Raw genomic sequence first — 16,672 nt, forward strand, 5'->3', positions numbered from 1 at the left:
GCACCTCACAGGTGCTCGGGCGTCGCGTCGTCCAGGGCGCCCTGCACCACGCGCAGCGGACGCGGCACGGCGCGCACCCGCCGCCCGGGCAGGTGCGGCTCCACCCGTCGCACCTGCTCCTCGGCCGCCGGGCGGGGCAGCGGCCGCGCCCCGCGCACGGGCAGCCCCGGCGCCGGCCGTCCGACGAAGTTGCCCTGCGCCTGCGGCACCCCCAGCTCGACCAGCGCCTGCAGGTCGCCCGCGGACTCCACGCCCTCGGCCACCACGTCCAGGCCGTGGTGCTCGGCCAGCGCGACGATCGCCCGCACGGGACCCGCCCCGCGGGGTGTGCGGACCTCCCGCACGAACGACCGGTCGATCTTCAGCACGTCGACCGGGAGCCGCGCCAGCCGGGCCAGCGAGCTGAACCCCGTGCCGAAGTCGTCGAGGGCGATGCGCGCCCCGCGGGCCCGCAGCTCGGACAGCACGGGTACCGCGGACGACGTGCGCAGCATCGTGCTCTCGGTGATCTCGATCGTCAGGTGCTCCCACGGCCCGCCGGACCACGCCGCGTCGATGCGCTCGAGGACGTCCTGCTCGTGCAGCTCACGCGCAGACAGGTTCACGGCCACCGGCATGTGGTGGCGGTCCAGGGCGCGCCGTGCCTGGCGGATCATCGAGCGCCCGATCGGCACGATCAGCCCCGTCTGCTCCGCGAGGGACAGCCAGTGCTCGGGCAGCACCAGGTGGCCGTCCTCCTGCCACCGGGCCAGGGCCTCCAGGCCCACGACCTCGAGCGTCCGCGTGTCGACGATCGGCTGGAAGTACGCGGTGATGCGGTCCTCCTCGACCGCCCGCTCCAGGGCCGAGCGCAGCCGGCGGGCGTCCTCGGCGCGCGCCCGCAGGGCCGGGTCGAACACGCGGTGCCCCGACGCGGTCCGCTTGGCCTCGAGCATCGCGGCGTCCGCGTGCCGCAGCAGCGTGTCGGCGTCGACCACGTCGCTGGGGTTCCAGGTCGCGACGCCGCACGTCAGGCGCGGGCCCACCACGGTGCCCACCCGCGCACCGAACCCGCTGCGCACGCGTCGTGCCAGGTCGGCCAGCTCCTCGTCCCCGGGGGCGCGTGCCACGATCACCGCGAACTCGTCACCGGCGAGCCGTGCCACGTACGTGTCGTCGTCGACCCACGTGCGCAGGTAGTCGGCAGTGCGGCGCAGCAGCTCGTCGCCCGCGGCGTGCCCCTCGCGGTCGTTGACGTCCTTGAACCCGTCGATGTCGCAGTACACGACCGACACCCGGGTCCGTTCGACGGCGGCCCGCTCCAGCACCTCGAGCAGGTGGGTGTCGACGGCCCGCCGGTTGGGCAGCCCGGTCAGGGTGTCCGTCACGGCCGCGCGCGAGAGCCGCTCGGTGAGGGCGTACCGCTCGGCGGCCGACGACACCACCAGACCGAGGTCGATGAGGAACGTGCGCTCGTGCGGCGCCAGCCGGTCCGGGGTGTCGGGGAACAGGTCGACGACGTACCGGTCGCGCTGCAGCGGGCGCAGCGACCCCTCGATGGTCGGGTCCTGCAGCACGTCCCGTGCCGCGTCGCGCGCCTGCAGCAGCAGCGCGTCGGGGTCGCGGTGGAACCACGCGGTGTTGGTGACCTGGGCCAGCGCGTCGCGCATCAGCTCGCGCCGGCGCGCCGTCAGCTGCGAGCGGCGCAGCCGCAGCGACGCCAGGGACTCCAGGCCGACGGCCAGCGGCAGCGGCCACAGTCCCGCCAGGAGCGCACCGACGGGCTGCCCGGTGAGCAGGATGCCCGCGGTGAGCATCGTCAGCGACCCGGCCGCGGCCACCACCAGCAGCACGCCCAGCCCGTTCAGCCGCACGGCACCCAGTGCCGTCACCGCGTACCCCACGGTGATCGCGAGCACGAGGAACAGCAGGGCGACGGCGACCGGACGTCCGGTGGGCAGGCCGGGCGCGTCGACCGGTCCGAACGTCAGGAACCACAGCAGCGTGCGGACCGCCAGCAGCACCGCGGCGGTGACGACCCAGGGCCGCAGCCGCGGGCCCGTCCCGCCGAACGCGCGCGTCGCGGGCAGGCACAGCAGCGCGACGACCCCGACGAGCTGCCCGTGCAGGAACGACAGCGCCTCGCGCAGCTCGACCCCCTCGGCGACGCCGTGCAGACCCGCCACCAGGACCATCATCGCCATCGCCACGGACAGCGCCAGCGCCCACGCCGACCCGTCCGAGCGCAGCGCACCACGCCACCAGACCCACTGCAGCACGCAGAAGCCGCCGATCAGGCCGGCCGCCAGGAACTGCAGGACGGTGGTCCACAGGGGGACGTCGCCGAGCATGTGGGCTACATCGGCGGGCCTGGGACCGGACATGAACGGCATCCGGGTGACGGCACGCGCCGACGTCGGCGTGCTGCGCGTCACGCGGGACCGAGGTCCCGGGCGCCGAGGGCGACGGTAGGGTGGTACGTCGAGCAACCTCCCTTTAAGCCCGTCCCGTGAGGCGGGGAAGGAGTCGCACGCATGAGCACGTCCACACCCACGTCCGGACCCGGACGCCCCGCCCCCGACGCGGAGCCCACGGCCACCGGCACCACGGTCCTCGGCCCCGACGACGTCGGACGGGCGCTGACCCGCATCGCCCACGAGATCGTGGAGCGCAACAAGGGCGTCGACGACGTCGTCCTGCTGGGCATCCCGACCCGCGGCCTGCCCCTCGCCCGCCGGCTCGCGCAGCGGCTCGCGCAGGTGGAGCACGCCGACGCCGCCGACCTCGTCGGCAGCCTCGACGTGACGATGCACCGGGACGACCTGGCCCACCAGCCGACCCGCACCATCGGGGAGACGTTCGTCCCCGGTGACGGGATCGACGGCAAGGTCGTCGTCCTCGTCGACGACGTCCTGTACTCGGGCCGGACCATCCGCGCCGCCCTCGACGCGATCAGCGACCTCGGCCGGCCCCGCGCCGTCCAGCTCGCCGTCCTCGTCGACCGCGGCCACCGCGAGCTGCCGATCCGCGCCGACTACGTCGGCAAGAACCTGCCCACGGCCACCGCCGAGCGCGTCCGCGTGCTCCTCGCCGAGACCGACGGCGACGACCGCGTCGTCATCGAGGGGGGTACCCGATGAGGCACCTGCTCTCCGCCGCCGACCTGGGGCTCGACGAGGCGGTCCTCGTCCTGGACACCGCCGCGCAGATGGCGGCCACGCAGGCCCGCGAGATCAAGAAGCTGCCGACGCTGCGCGGCCGCACCGTGGTCAACCTCTTCTTCGAGGACTCCACACGCACGCGCATCTCGTTCGAGACCGCCGCCAAGCGCCTCTCGGCCGACGTCATCAACTTCTCCGCCAAGGGCTCGAGCGTCTCCAAGGGCGAGTCGCTCAAGGACACCGCGCTGACCCTGCAGGCCATGGGCGCGGACGCCGTGGTCATCCGCCACCAGGCGTCCGGCGCGCCCCACACCCTCGCGCACGCGGGCTGGACCCACGGCGCGGTCGTCAACGCCGGCGACGGGATGCACCAGCACCCCACGCAGGCCCTGCTCGACGCGTACACGCTGCGCCGGCACCTCGTCGGCGACGGCGGCCGCGCCGACGTCACCGGTCGCGACCTGTCCGGCGCGCACGTCGCGGTCGTCGGGGACGTCCTGCACTCCCGGGTCGCCCGCTCCAACGTGCAGCTGCTGCGCACCCTCGGGGCCCGCGTCACGCTGGTCGCACCGCCCACGCTCGTGCCCGTCGGCGTGCACGCCTGGCCCGCCGAGGTGTCCTACGACCTGGACGACGTCCTGGCCACCGGCCCCGACGCCGTCATGATGCTGCGCGTCCAGCGCGAGCGGATGTCGAGCGCGGGCGGTGGGTTCTTCCCCAGCCCGCTGGAGTACACCCGCAACTACGGGCTGGACGCACGCCGCCTGGCGATGCTGCCCGACCACGCCGTCGTCCTGCACCCCGGACCCATGAACCGGGGCCTGGAGATCTCGGCCGACGCGGCCGACTCGCCGCGCGCCGTGATCGTCGAGCAGGTCGCCAACGGCGTCGCGGTGCGCATGGCCGTGCTCTACCTGCTGCTGGCGGGCGGCGACACCGCCCGCGGCGACGCACCGGCCGGGCGCACGGCGGACCACCAGGAGCGCACCGACGTGCGCACGGACGAGACGAGGACGCACGCGTGACCACCCACCTGCTGACCGGCGCCCGCCCCCTGGGCGGCGAGCCCACCGACGTCCTGCTGGCCGACGGCGTGGTCGCCGCGATCGGTGCCGACGCCCGCCGTGCCGGCGCCCACGTCGTCGACGCCGACGGCCTGGTCCTGCTGCCCGGGCTCGTCGACCTGCACACCCACCTGCGCGAGCCCGGCCGGGAGGACGCCGAGACCGTCGAGTCCGGCACCCGCGCCGCCGCGCTCGGCGGGTTCACCGCCGTGCACGCCATGGCGAACACCACCCCCACGCAGGACACCGCGGGCGTCGTCGAGCAGGTCTGGCGCCTCGGCCGCGACGCCGGCTGGTGCGACGTCCACCCCGTGGGCGCCGTCACCGTCGGGCTCGCCGGAGACCGGCTGGCCGAGCTGTCCGCCATGGCCCGGTCCGCCGCCGCGGTGCGCGTCTTCTCCGACGACGGCAAGTGCGTCCACGACCCGGTCGTCATGCGCCGCGCCCTGGAGTACGTCAAGGCGTTCGACGGCGTCGTCGCCCAGCACGCGCAGGAGCCGCGGCTCACCGAGGGCGCCCAGATGCACGAGGGCGTGGTGTCCGCCGAGCTCGGGCTCACCGGCTGGCCCGCCGTCGCCGAGGAGGCCGTCATCGCCCGCGACGTGCTCCTCGCCGAGCACGTCGGCTCCCGGCTGCACGTCCTGCACCTGTCGACCGCCGGCTCCGTCGAGATCGTGCGCTGGGCGAAGGCCCGCGGCATCGACGTCACCGCCGAGGTCACCCCCCACCACCTCATGCTCACCGACGAGCTCGTCCGCGGCTACGACCCCCGCTTCAAGGTGAACCCGCCGCTGCGCACCGCCGAGGACGTCGAGGCCGTCCGCCAGGGCCTCGCCGACGGCACCATCGACACCGTCGGCACCGACCACGCCCCGCACCCCCGCGAGGACAAGGACTGCGAGTGGGCCGCCGCGGCGTTCGGCATGACCGGGCTGGAGACCGCCCTGTCCGTCGTGCAGGCCGCCATGGTCGACACGGGCCGCATGACCTGGGCCGACGTCGCCCGCGTCATGTCCACCGCACCCGCCCGCATCGGGCGGCTCACCGGCCAGGGACGGCCCATCGCGGTGGGGGAGCCCGCCAACCTCACCCTCGTGGACCCCGCCGCCCGCCGGGTCGTCGTCCCCGAGCAGCAGGCGACCCTCAGCGTCAACTCGCCCTTCGCCGGGCAGGAGCTGCCCGGCAAGGTCGTCGCGACCTTCCTGCGCGGCCGCGCCACCGTCCTCGACGGCGCCCTGGTCCCGGCAGGGGGGCACGCCTGATGCCCCTCTGGGCCTCCGTCGCGATCCTCGCCGCGCTCGCGGTGCTCGGCCTGTGGGGCATGTGGCACGGCTGGCAGGCACGCGGCCGACGGACCGCGGCCCTCGTGCCGTCGCTCCCGGCCGTCCCGGCCGCCCCCGGCGCCCCGCTCGGCGAGCCCGTCGAGGCGGTGTACGTCTCCTCGACACGCGCCGGCGACTGGCTCGACCGCGTCGTCGCCCACGACCTGGGCGTGCGGAGCCCCGCGCGGGTCCAGGTCCACGCCGACGGCGTGCTGCTCACGCGCACCGGCGCCGCCGACGTGTGGGTGCCCGCGGGCGCGCTGCGCGCCGTCGGGACCAGCAGCGGGCAGGCCGGCAAGTTCGTCGGCCGCGACGAGCTGGTCGTCCTCACCTGGGTCCCGGACACGACGACCGGCACCCCCATCGACACCGCGCTGCAGGTGCGCCACGACGACGCGCGTCCCGCGCTGCTCGCCGCGGCCCGCACCCTGGCAGCGCCCACCGACACCGACACGGCGCCGCCCCCGGCGCGGGAGGAGCAGGCATGAGCGACGCGATCCTCGTCCTCGAGGACGGCCGCACGTTCACCGGGCGGGCCTACGGCGCGACCGGGCGGACGCTCGGCGAGATCGTCTTCAACACCGGCATGACGGGCTACCAGGAGACCCTGACCGACCCGTCGTACCACCGGCAGATCGTCGTGATGACGGCGCCGCACATCGGCAACACGGGCGTCAACGACGAGGACACGGAGTCGCGGCGCATCTGGGTCGCCGGGTTCGTCGTGCGGGACCCCGCGCGTCGCTCGTCGAGCTGGCGGGCGCGCCGCACGCTCGACGACGAGCTCGTCGCGCACGGCGTGGTCGGCATCAGCGACGTGGACACCCGCGCCCTGACCCGTCACCTGCGCGAGCGCGGCGTCATGCGCGCCGGCATCTTCTCGGGCGACGCGCTGGTGCGGCCCGAGGGGGAGCGCCGGCCCGTCGACGAGCTCGTCGACGAGGTGCTGGCCGCCCCCGTGATGGCCGGTGCGGACCTGGCGGGGGAGGTCAGCGTCGACGAGGCGTACGTCGTGCCGGCGCTCGGTGCCGACGGGCAGCCGCTGGCCGAGCCGCGGGCGCGCGTCGCCGCGGTCGACCTGGGCATCAAGTCGATGACCCCGCAGCGGCTCGCCGAGCGCGGCGTCGAGGTGCACGTGCTGCCCGCGACGTCGGCGATCGACGACGTGCTCGCGGTCGCGCCCGACGGCGTGTTCTTCTCCAACGGTCCCGGCGACCCGTCGGCCGCACGGCACGAGATCGACGTGCTCCGCGGCGTGCTCGACCGCCGCATCCCGTTCTTCGGGATCTGCTACGGCAACCAGCTGTTCGGCCGCGCCCTCGGGTTCGGCACCTACAAGCTGCGCTACGGCCACCGCGGGGTGAACCAGCCGGTCCTGGACCGCACGACGGGCAAGGTGGAGATCACCGCGCACAACCACGGCTTCGCCGTCGACGCGCCGCTCGACGCGGAGACCGTCGCGCCCTTCGACGGCGGCCGCTACGGCCGTGTCCGGGTGTCGCACGTCGACCTCAACGACGACGTCGTCGAGGGCCTCGAGGCGCTCGACCTGCCGGCGTTCTCGGTCCAGTACCACCCGGAGGCCGCGGCCGGTCCGCACGACGCCGCGTACCTGTTCGACCGCTTCCTCGACCTCATGACCACGCACCGCGACGGCGCCGGCTCGACGCCGGACGCCGCCACCACCGAGAAGGGCGCCGCCTGATGCCCCGTCGCGACGACCTGAAGTCCGTCCTCGTCATCGGGTCCGGCCCGATCGTCATCGGCCAGGCCTGCGAGTTCGACTACTCCGGGACGCAGGCGTGCCGCGTCCTGAAGGAGGAGGGCCTGCGGGTCGTCCTCGTCAACTCCAACCCGGCCACGATCATGACGGACCCCGAGTTCGCCGACGCCACCTACGTCGAGCCGATCACCACCGAGGTCCTCACGTCCATCATCGCCAAGGAGCGCCCCGACGCGATCCTGCCGACGCTGGGCGGCCAGACCGCGCTCAACGCGGCGATCGCGCTCGACGAGGCCGGTGTGCTCGCGCAGTACGACGTCGAGCTCATCGGCGCCAACATCCCCGCGATCCAGAAGGGCGAGGACCGCGAGCAGTTCAAGCAGGTCGTCGAGGTCTGCGGCGGTGAGTCGGCGCGCTCGGCCATCATCCACACGATCGACGAGGCGCTGGTCGCGGCCGAGGACCTCGGCTACCCGATGGTCGTGCGTCCGTCGTTCACCATGGGTGGGCTCGGCTCGGGCATCGCGTACGACGAGGCGGACCTGCGCCGGATCGTCGGCCAGGGCCTGCACTACTCGCCGACCACCGAGGTGCTCCTCGAGGAGTCGATCCTCGGCTGGAAGGAGTACGAGCTCGAGCTGATGCGCGACAAGCACGACAACGTCGTGGTCGTCTGCTCGATCGAGAACGTCGACCCGGTCGGCGTGCACACCGGCGACTCGATCACGGTGGCGCCGGCGCTCACGCTGACGGACCGCGAGTACCAGCGGCTGCGCGACATCGGCATCGCGGTGATCCGCGAGGTCGGCGTCGACACCGGTGGCTGCAACATCCAGTTCGCGGTGCACCCGGACACGGGCCGCGTCATCGTCATCGAGATGAACCCGCGCGTGTCGCGGTCCTCGGCGCTGGCGTCGAAGGCGACGGGCTTCCCGATCGCCAAGATCGCCGCCAAGCTCGCGGTGGGCTACACGCTCGACGAGATCCCCAACGACATCACGGGCTCCACCCCGGCGTCGTTCGAGCCGACCCTCGACTACGTCGTGGTCAAGGTCCCGCGGTTCGCGTTCGAGAAGTTCCCCGCGGCCGACGACACGCTCACCACCACGATGAAGTCCGTCGGCGAGGCCATGGCGATGGGTCGCAACTTCGCCGAGGCGCTCGGCAAGGCGATGCGGTCCATCGACAAGGGCGGGTCCACGTTCCACTGGGACGGGGAGCCGGCGACGGGGGAGCACCTCGACACGCTGCTCTCGACGATCTCGCGGCCCACGGAGGGTCGCCTGGTCGACGTGCAGCAGGTGCTGCGCGCCGGTGTGAGCGTCGACGAGGTCTACGCGCGCACGGGAATCGACCCGTGGTTCCTCGACCAGGTGCAGCTCGTCAACGAGGTCGCGCAGGCCACGGCCGACGCGCCGGCGCTCACCGCCGACGTGCTCGCGCACGCCAAGCGCCACGGCCTGTCCGACGTGCAGGTCGCGTCGCTGCGGCGGACCAGCGAGGACGCCGTGCGGCGCACGCGCTGGGCGCTGGGCGTGCGGCCGGTCTACAAGACCGTCGACACGTGCGCGGCCGAGTTCGAGGCCCGCACGCCGTACCACTACTCGTCGTACGACGAGGAGACCGAGGTCGCCCCGCGCGAGCGTCCCGCGATCCTCATCCTGGGCTCGGGGCCCAACCGCATCGGCCAGGGCATCGAGTTCGACTACTCGTGCGTGCACGCCGCGCTCGCCCTCAAGGGCGAGTACGAGACCGTCATGGTCAACTGCAACCCCGAGACCGTCTCGACGGACTACGACACCGCCGACCGCCTGTACTTCGAGCCGCTGACCTTCGAGGACGTCCTCGAGGTGTACGAGGCCGAGCTGGCCGCCGGGCCGGTGGCCGGCCTCATCGTGACCCTGGGCGGCCAGACGCCGCTGTCGCTCGCGCAGCGTCTGTCCGACGCGGGCCTGCCCATCCTGGGCACGTCGCCCGAGGCGATCGACGCCGCCGAGGACCGTGCGGAGTTCGGTGAGGTCCTCGCCGCGGCGGGTCTGCCCGCCCCGGCGTTCGGCACCGCCACGCACCTCGAGGCGGCGCGGGAGACGGCCCGGCGCATCGGGTTCCCCGTGCTCGTGCGGCCCTCGTACGTGCTGGGCGGGCGCGGCATGGAGATCGTGTACGACGAGGCGCAGCTCACCGAGTACGTCGAGCGGGCGATCACGGAGCAGCTCGGCGGCGACCGCGGCGGCAGCCTGCCGCCGCTGCTGATCGACCGGTTCCTCGACGACGCCATCGAGATCGACGTCGACGCGCTGTACGACGGCACCGAGCTGTACCTCGGTGGCGTCATGGAGCACATCGAGGAGGCCGGTGTGCACTCCGGCGACTCGGCGTGCGTCCTGCCGCCCGTGACGCTGTCGGTCTCGGAGCTGGAGCGGATCCGCACCTCCACCGAGGCGATCGCGCGGGGTGTGGGGGTCCGTGGGCTGCTCAACATCCAGTTCGCGCTCGTGTCCGACGTGCTCTACGTGCTCGAGGCGAACCCGCGCGCGTCGCGCACCGCGCCGTTCGTGTCGAAGGCGACGGGCGTCTCGCTGGCCAAGGCCGCGGCGCTGGTCATGACGGGGCGGTCGATCGCCCAGCTGCGGGCGGAGGGGGTGCTGCCCCCGACCGACGCGAGCGTCGTCGACCTCGACGCGCCGATCGCCGTCAAGGAGGCCGTGCTGCCGTTCAAGCGGTTCCGGACCGCCGCCGGCACGGTCGTCGACACGGTCCTCGGACCCGAGATGCGCTCGACCGGCGAGGTCATGGGCTTCGACGTGGACTTCCCCACGGCGTTCGCCAAGTCGCAGGCCGCCGCCTTCGGCGGGCTGCCCACGGGTGGTCGGGTGTTCATCTCGGTGGCGGACCGGGACAAGCGCTCGATCGTGTTCCCCGTCAAGCGCCTGGTGGAGCTCGGGTTCGAGATCCTGGCGACGGAGGGGACGTCCGCGGTGCTGCGCCGCAGCGGGATCCGCGCGAGCGTCGTGCGCAAGCACTCCGCGGGCCGCGGCCCGGGCGGCGAGCCCACGATCGTCGACCTCATCACCGCCGGTGAGATCGACATGGTCGTCAACACGCCGTCCGGGCAGGGCGCGCGGGCCGACGGCTACGAGATCCGTGCCGCCACGACGGCCGCCGACAAGGCCATCGTGACGACCGTGCAGCAGCTCGGTGCCGCGGTGCAGGCCATCGAGGCGCTGCAGGCCGGGCCGTTCACGGTGACGAGCCTGCAGGAGCACGACGCGGCTGCGGCAGCACGGCGGGCGGTCCTGGCCGCGGCGACGTCGGCGGCGGACGTCGGGGTCGACGCGTGAGCGGCGGTCCCGTCCCGTTCGGCGCCCGCCTCGCGGCGGCGATGGACGAGCACGGACCGCTCTGCGTCGGCATCGACCCGCACAGCACGCTCCTGGCGGACTGGGGTCTGCCGGACGACGCCACCGGGCTGCGGGAGTTCGCGCTGCGCGTGATGGACGCCGTCGCGGGACGGGTCGCGGCGGTCAAGCCGCAGGCCGCGTTCTTCGAGCGGCACGGCTCGGCCGGGCTGGCCGTCCTCGAGGAGGTGGTCGCGGCGGGACGCGCCACCGGGACGCTCGTGGTCGTCGACGCCAAGCGGGGGGACATCGGGTCGACGATGGGCGCGTACGCCGACGCGTACCTGGGTGACGGCTCGCCGCTGGCGGGGGACGCCCTGACGGTGTCCCCGTACCTCGGCTTCGGGTCGCTGGGTCCCGCCGTCGAGCTGGCCCTGGCGACGGGACGCGGGCTGTTCGCCCTGTGCCTCACCTCGAACCCGGAGGGTGCGCAGGTGCAGCACGCCCGCACCGCCGACGGTGTGACGGTGGCGGCGGCCGTCGCCGCGCGCGCCGCCGCGCTGAACGCGGGCGCGTCGCCGCTGGGCTCCGTCGGGCTGGTCGTGGGCGCCACGGTGGGGGACGCGGCCCGCGCGACGGGCGTCGACCTGGCCGCCGTCAACGGGCCGCTGCTGGCGCCCGGTGTCGGGGCGCAGGGGGCGGGGGCGCGCGAGCTGACCGCCGTCTTCGGTGCCGCCCGCCGCCAGGTCCTCGCGTCGTCGAGCAGGGGAGTGCTGCGCGCCGGCCCCGAGGTCGGCGCCCTGCGGGACGCGGCCGGCCGGGCTGCCGCGGAGGCGTCCGCCGCGCTGCGCTGAGGGACCGCACGAGGGGTGGCCGCACGATGGTGCGGCCACCCCTCGGCATGTCGTCGGACGGACGCGTGGATGCCTGTCGCACCCGGCGAGGGACGGGCCCCGCTCCTCGGTGCGGCCGTCGAGGCGGACCGATAACGGAACCTGGCGCCGTCGAGCGCCACCGGTGGTCGCCACGGAGGGCCGCCTCACGGCGGCCCGCCCGGACGGCACGACAGGCCGACGACCCCGGTCACCACCGCCCGCACACCGCCCGGGTCGGCAGGCGCCGGCGTGTCCGCGGCAGCCGGTACCGTCCGTCCCGTGGCGGGGGAGACGACGGTGGGACGGACGGTGACCCGGTACGTCGCCGCCCTCGGGGACCTGCACCCGAGCACGGCGCGGGCGTACCGGTGGGCGCTGGGCGACCTCGCCGCGGCGTGCGGGGACGACCGGCTCGTCGAGGTGCTGGGCGGGCCGGCACTCGGCCTGTGGCTCGCGTCGCCGACGGCCGCCGGGAAGCAGCCGGCGCCGGCGTCGGTGCGGCAGCGGGCGACCGCGGCGCGCGGGCTCGTGCGGTTCGCGCTGGACCACCGCCTGCTCGACGACGCGACCGCGCAGACCGCCCTGCACACCCTGCGCCGGCCCGCGACCCCCGCGGTGACGCGCGACACGGCCGTCGCCCGCCTCCTGCTGGCCAGGGCCACCGGCGGGCGCCCGTACGGCGTGTCGCACGACGTGTGGGTCCGCTTCCGGGCGCACGTGCTCGTCCTGTCCGACACGGGCGCGCCGGAGCGCGACCTCGGCCGCGCGCTCCTCGACGAGGTGGCCGCCGACCGCACCGCGCTCACGCTGGCCGGTACCCGCTACGCGGTGGGGGAGTCGACCCGGCACGCCCTGGAGACCTGGCTCGTGACCCGCGAGGAGCTCGTCGGCACGCTGCAGGGCAGTCCGCCGCCGCAGCTCTGGGTGCGGGCGCACCCGTCGACCCATCCCCGCACCGGCGTCGTCGCCCCGGTGGGCATGCCCATCACCGCGCGCGGGCTGCGCAAGGCGTTCCAGGAGGTCGTCGAGGTGCTGAGCGGCGCCGACCCGCGCCTCGCCCCCTGCACGGTCGCGCACGTCCGCGCGCTCGCCCGCCCCGCGACGACGTGACGACCGGCGGTCCGGCGACGGTTCCGGCGGCCCCCGGCGACGGGCCGATGACCTGCGGCGGAGCCCCGCGGACGGGCGTCGGCGCAGGTCGTGGGGCGACACACCACGCCCCCGCGTTGCCGAGCGGCAGCAGCGTCGCTAGTTTCGTCTCAGATCCCGCGCAACGGCGACCAGGATCTCCGGCCCAGTGACGAGAAGGTGAAGCGCGTGGCTCTTCCTCCGCTGACTCCCGAACAACGAGCCGCCGCGCTCGAGAAGGCTGCCGCGGCGCGGCAGGCCCGTGCCGAGGTGAAGAACCGCCTCAAGTACTCGCAGGGCTCCCTGTCCGAGGTGATCGAGCAGGGGCAGCAGGACGAGACGATCGGCAAGCTCAAGGTCGCCGCGCTCCTCGAGTCCCTGCCCGGTGTGGGCAAGGTCAAGGCCCGTGCGATCATGTCCGAGATCGGCATCTCGGAGACGCGCCGGGTGCGTGGCCTCGGCCCGCACCAGGTCAAGGCGCTCGTCGACCGGTTCGGCTGAGCGTCCTGCGACGGCGCCCCGCCCGACACCGGGTGGGGCGCCGTCGCATGTCCGGGACGACCCGGACGCCATCCCCGGAACCTGGAGCGGTGCACCACCCATGACGAAGCAGCCGGCACGGCTCACCGTGCTCGCCGGACCGACAGCCGTGGGCAAGGGGACGGTCTCGGCCGACATCCGTGCCCGCTACCCGCAGGTGTGGCTCTCGGTGTCGATGACCACCCGTGACCCGCGCCCCGGCGAGGTCGACGGCCTGCACTACCACTTCGTCTCGCCCGAGCGGTTCGAGGAGATGGTCGAGCACGGCGACCTGCTCGAGTGGGCGGTCGTGCACGGCCGCAACCGGTACGGCACCCCCCGCGGGCCCGTCCTCGAGCGGCTCGCGGCCGGTGAGCCGGCGCTGCTGGAGATCGACCTGCAGGGCGCGCGGCAGGTCCGCCGGACCATGCCGGACGCGCGGTTCGTCTTCCTCGCGCCGCCGTCCTGGGACGAGCTGGTCCGCCGGCTGGTCGGGCGCGGGACGGAGAGCCCCGAGGAGCGCGAGCGGCGGCTGGAGACGGCCCGTGTCGAGCTCGCGGCGGAGTCCGAGTTCGACCACGTCATCGTGAACGACGACGTGCACCGCGCCACGGACGAGCTCGTGCGGCTGATGGGCGTCGACGCCTGAGGGTTCCCGGCCGACCCGCGGGACCAGGTACGATGGGACCGACTGCGCCGCTCGACGCCCACCTCCCACGCGGGGCTCGTGCCGGCGGCGCCTCAGACCCGCTCAGCCATCCGACAGGACTGGAGTCCTCCGTGTCCGGAACCGTTGCCGCCCCCACGGGCATCACCGACCCGCCGATCGACCGCCTCCTCGAGCGCGCCGACTCCAAGTACGCGCTCGTGCTGTTCTCGGCCAAGCGCGCGCGGCAGATCAACGCGTACTACGCCCAGCTCAACGAGGGCCTGCTCGAGTACGTCGGCCCGCTCGTCGAGACCCGCCCGCAGGAGAAGCCGCTGTCGATCGCGATGCGCGAGATCGACGCCGGGCTGCTCACGTCCGAGCCCGTCGCGGAGGCCTGAGCCTCCCCGTCATGCGCATCGTCCTCGGGGTCGCGGGCGGGATCGCCGCGTACAAGGCGGTCCTGCTCCTGCGGATCCTGCGCGAGCAGGGCCACGCCGTCCGCGTCGTGCCCACCCGCGCCTCGCTGGAGTTCGTCGGTCGTGCGACCTGGGAGGCCCTGTCGGGCGAGCCGGTCACGACCGACGTCTTCGAGGACGTCGACCAGGTGGCGCACGTCGCCGTCGGCAAGACGGCCGACCTCGTCGTGGTGGCCCCGGCGACCGCCGACCTGCTGGCCCGTGCCGCAGCCGGCCGGGCCGACGACCTGCTGACGGCCTCCCTGCTGGTGGCGCGCTGCCCGGTGCTGCTGGCGCCGGCCATGCACACCGAGATGTGGGAGCACCCGGCCACCGCCGCCAACGTGGCGACGCTGCGGTCCCGTGGTGTCCACGTGCTGGAGCCCGCCGTCGGCCGCCTCACCGGCACCGACACCGGGGCAGGGCGCCTGCCCGAGCCCGAGGTCATCGCGGCCGCGGCGCTGCGGCTGGTCGAGCCGCCCGTCGAGCAGGACCTGACCGGACGGCGCGTCGTGGTGTCCGGGGGCGGGACGCGCGAGCCCCTCGACCCGGTCCGGTTCCTCGGCAACCGGTCGTCCGGACGCCAGGGCGCGGCGCTGGCCCGCGCGGCCGCGCAGCGCGGCGCCGACGTCACGTTCGTCGCCGCCAACGTCGCCGGTGACGTCCTGACGCAGGCCGGTGCCGGCGTGCACGTCGTCCCCGTGGAGACGGGGGAGGAGCTGCGGAGCGCCGTCCGGGAGGCCGCGCGCGACGCCGACGTCGTCGTCATGGCGGCTGCCGTCGCGGACTACCGCCCGGCGAGCGTCGCCGACGCCAAGCTCAAGAAGTCCGGCGACGCCCCGGTGCTGCAGCTGGTGGAGACCACCGACATCCTGCGGGAGCTCGTCACGGACCCGCCGCGCACCGACCAGGTCGTCGTCGGCTTCGCGGCCGAGACCGGTGACGCCACCGGCACCGTGCTCGACCACGCCCGGGCCAAGGCGCGCCGCAAGGGCGCCGACCTGCTCGTCGTCAACCCGGTCGGCGGCGGGCGCGGCTTCGGCACCACGACCAACGAGATCACCGTGCTGGACCGGACGGGTGACGTCGTCACACAGGCGGCGGGCACCAAGGGCGAGGTCGCCCACGCCGTGTGGGACGCCGTGGTCCCGGTCGTGGACATCCGCTCACCGCGCCCCGGCGGCGCGGCTACGCTTCCTGCATGACCTCCACGCCTCTCCGCCTGTTCACCTCGGAGTCCGTGACGGAGGGCCACCCCGACAAGATCTGCGACCAGATCTCCGACGCGATCCTCGACGCGATCCTCGAGCAGGACGCCACGGCGCGCGTCGCGGTCGAGACGATGGTGACCACCGGCCTGGTGCACGTCGCCGGTGAGGTCACGACCAGTGCGTACGTCGAGATCCCGCAGATCGTCCGCGAGGTGGTCCGCGGCATCGGGTACACCTCCTCGCTCATCGGCTTCGACGGCGACTCCTGCGGCGTGTCCGTCTCCATCGGCCAGCAGTCGCCCGACATCGCCGCGGGTGTGGACAAGGCCATCGAGGTCCGCCAGGACGCCGCGGACCTCGACCCGCTGGACCTGCAGGGCGCCGGCGACCAGGGACTGATGTTCGGGTACGCGAGCGACGAGACGCCGTCCCTGCTGCCGCTGCCGATCTGGTTGGCGCACCGGCTGGCCGAGCGCCTCGCCCAGGTGCGCAAGGAGGGCACGCTGCCCGGCCTGCGGCCCGACGGCAAGACGCAGGTCACCGTCGGCTACGACGGCGACCGGCCGGTGTCCCTCGACACCGTCGTGCTGTCCACGCAGCACGAGCCCGACCTGTACGAGTCCGCCCTCGCCGCGCAGGTCGCCGAGCTCGTCGTGGCACCCGTGCTCGCCGACGCGGGCATCGACACCTCCGGCCACCGCCTGCTGGTCAACCCCACCGGCCAGTTCGTGATCGGCGGCCCGCAGGGCGACGCCGGGCTGACGGGACGCAAGATCATCGTCGACACCTACGGCGGCATGGCGCGCCACGGCGGCGGCGCGTTCTCGGGCAAGGACCCGTCCAAGGTCGACCGCTCGGCGGCGTACGCCCTGCGGTGGGTCGCCAAGAACGTCGTCGCGGCAGGCCTCGCACGCCGCTGCGAGGTGCAGGTCGCGTACGCGATCGGCAAGGCGCACCCCGTGGGCCTGTACGTCGAGACGTTCGGCACCGGCACGGTCCCCGAGGACCGTCTCACCGCGGCGATCCGTGAGGTCTTCGACCTGCGCCCCGCCGCGATCATCCGCGACCTCGACCTGCTGCGGCCCGTCTACCGGCGCACCGCGGCGTACGGCCACTTCGGCCGCGAGCTGCCCGAGTTCACCTGGGAGCGCACCGATCGCACGGCCGACCTGCTGTCGGCCGTCGGCTGACCGCGCCCGCCGCCCGCCCGACGGCGGTGGCTCGCACGCGCCCGGGCGCCGCACGGAC

Annotated in this window: 14 protein-coding genes; 13 read left to right on the forward strand and 1 reads right to left on the reverse strand. The window is 74.5% G+C overall.

Annotated elements, in window-relative coordinates; genetic code table 11:
- Positions 1-5 precede the first annotated feature (5 nt).
- On the reverse strand, positions 6-2,330 hold the full coding sequence (locus tag BMZ16_RS07215; RefSeq protein WP_255366428.1) for a putative bifunctional diguanylate cyclase/phosphodiesterase: 2,325 nt from the start codon (positions 2,328-2,330) through the stop codon (positions 6-8).
- Positions 2,331-2,513: 183 nt separating this feature from the next.
- Here BMZ16_RS07215 and pyrR point away from each other — a divergent pair, with 183 nt between their 5' ends.
- From pyrR to metK, 13 genes are all read left to right on the forward strand, one after another.
- The gene (pyrR, locus tag BMZ16_RS07220; RefSeq protein ID WP_089798975.1) at positions 2,514-3,119 is read left to right on the forward strand and encodes a bifunctional pyr operon transcriptional regulator/uracil phosphoribosyltransferase PyrR; all 606 of its coding nucleotides are present in this window, start codon (positions 2,514-2,516) and stop codon (positions 3,117-3,119) included.
- A complete protein-coding gene (locus BMZ16_RS07225) occupies positions 3,116-4,165 on the forward strand; it encodes an aspartate carbamoyltransferase catalytic subunit (protein ID WP_089798977.1) in 1,050 nt (349 codons plus the stop codon). The genes pyrR and BMZ16_RS07225 overlap by 4 nt, the downstream gene beginning before the upstream one ends.
- Positions 4,162-5,466 (forward strand): dihydroorotase, encoded by a 1,305-nt coding sequence (locus BMZ16_RS07230; RefSeq protein ID WP_089798979.1) that lies wholly within the window; start codon positions 4,162-4,164, stop codon positions 5,464-5,466. Before BMZ16_RS07225 ends, BMZ16_RS07230 begins: the two co-directional genes overlap by 4 nt.
- On the forward strand, positions 5,466-6,014 hold the full coding sequence (locus BMZ16_RS07235; RefSeq protein ID WP_089798981.1) for a PH-like domain-containing protein: 549 nt from the start codon (positions 5,466-5,468) through the stop codon (positions 6,012-6,014). Before BMZ16_RS07230 ends, BMZ16_RS07235 begins: the two co-directional genes overlap by 1 nt.
- Entirely contained in the window at positions 6,011-7,231 is a 1,221-nt protein-coding gene (gene carA, locus BMZ16_RS07240; protein WP_089798983.1) for a glutamine-hydrolyzing carbamoyl-phosphate synthase small subunit, read from the forward strand. Before BMZ16_RS07235 ends, carA begins: the two co-directional genes overlap by 4 nt.
- Positions 7,231-10,590: a carbamoyl-phosphate synthase large subunit gene (gene carB / locus BMZ16_RS07245; protein WP_089798985.1), complete on the forward strand. Its 3,360-nt coding sequence runs from the start codon at positions 7,231-7,233 to the stop codon at positions 10,588-10,590. The genes carA and carB overlap by 1 nt, the downstream gene beginning before the upstream one ends.
- The gene (pyrF, locus tag BMZ16_RS07250) at positions 10,587-11,441 is read left to right on the forward strand and encodes an orotidine-5'-phosphate decarboxylase (RefSeq protein ID WP_218143335.1); all 855 of its coding nucleotides are present in this window, start codon (positions 10,587-10,589) and stop codon (positions 11,439-11,441) included. Before carB ends, pyrF begins: the two co-directional genes overlap by 4 nt.
- A 300-nt stretch (positions 11,442-11,741) precedes the next feature.
- Positions 11,742-12,572, forward strand: a complete 831-nt coding sequence (locus tag BMZ16_RS07255; RefSeq protein WP_089798987.1) for a hypothetical protein — start codon at positions 11,742-11,744, stop codon at positions 12,570-12,572.
- Positions 12,573-12,779: 207 nt separating this feature from the next.
- Entirely contained in the window at positions 12,780-13,091 is a 312-nt protein-coding gene (gene mihF, locus BMZ16_RS07260) for an integration host factor, actinobacterial type (protein ID WP_013117080.1), read from the forward strand.
- Positions 13,092-13,191: 100 nt separating this feature from the next.
- Entirely contained in the window at positions 13,192-13,758 is a 567-nt protein-coding gene (gene gmk / locus BMZ16_RS07265; protein ID WP_089798989.1) for a guanylate kinase, read from the forward strand.
- Between the two features lie 131 nt (positions 13,759-13,889).
- Positions 13,890-14,156 carry a DNA-directed RNA polymerase subunit omega gene (gene rpoZ / locus BMZ16_RS07270; protein WP_089798991.1) on the forward strand — a complete coding sequence of 89 codons (267 nt, stop codon included), beginning with the start codon at positions 13,890-13,892 and terminating at the stop codon, positions 14,154-14,156.
- 11 nt (positions 14,157-14,167) lie between these two features.
- Entirely contained in the window at positions 14,168-15,418 is a 1,251-nt protein-coding gene (gene coaBC / locus BMZ16_RS07275; RefSeq protein WP_089798993.1) for a bifunctional phosphopantothenoylcysteine decarboxylase/phosphopantothenate--cysteine ligase CoaBC, read from the forward strand.
- Entirely contained in the window at positions 15,415-16,614 is a 1,200-nt protein-coding gene (gene metK / locus BMZ16_RS07280) for a methionine adenosyltransferase (RefSeq protein ID WP_089798995.1), read from the forward strand. Before coaBC ends, metK begins: the two co-directional genes overlap by 4 nt.
- Positions 16,615-16,672: the final 58 nt, after the last annotated feature.

The organism is Cellulomonas sp. KH9, from assembly GCF_900114185.1.
Taxonomy (GTDB): Bacteria; Actinomycetota; Actinomycetes; order Actinomycetales; family Cellulomonadaceae; genus Cellulomonas.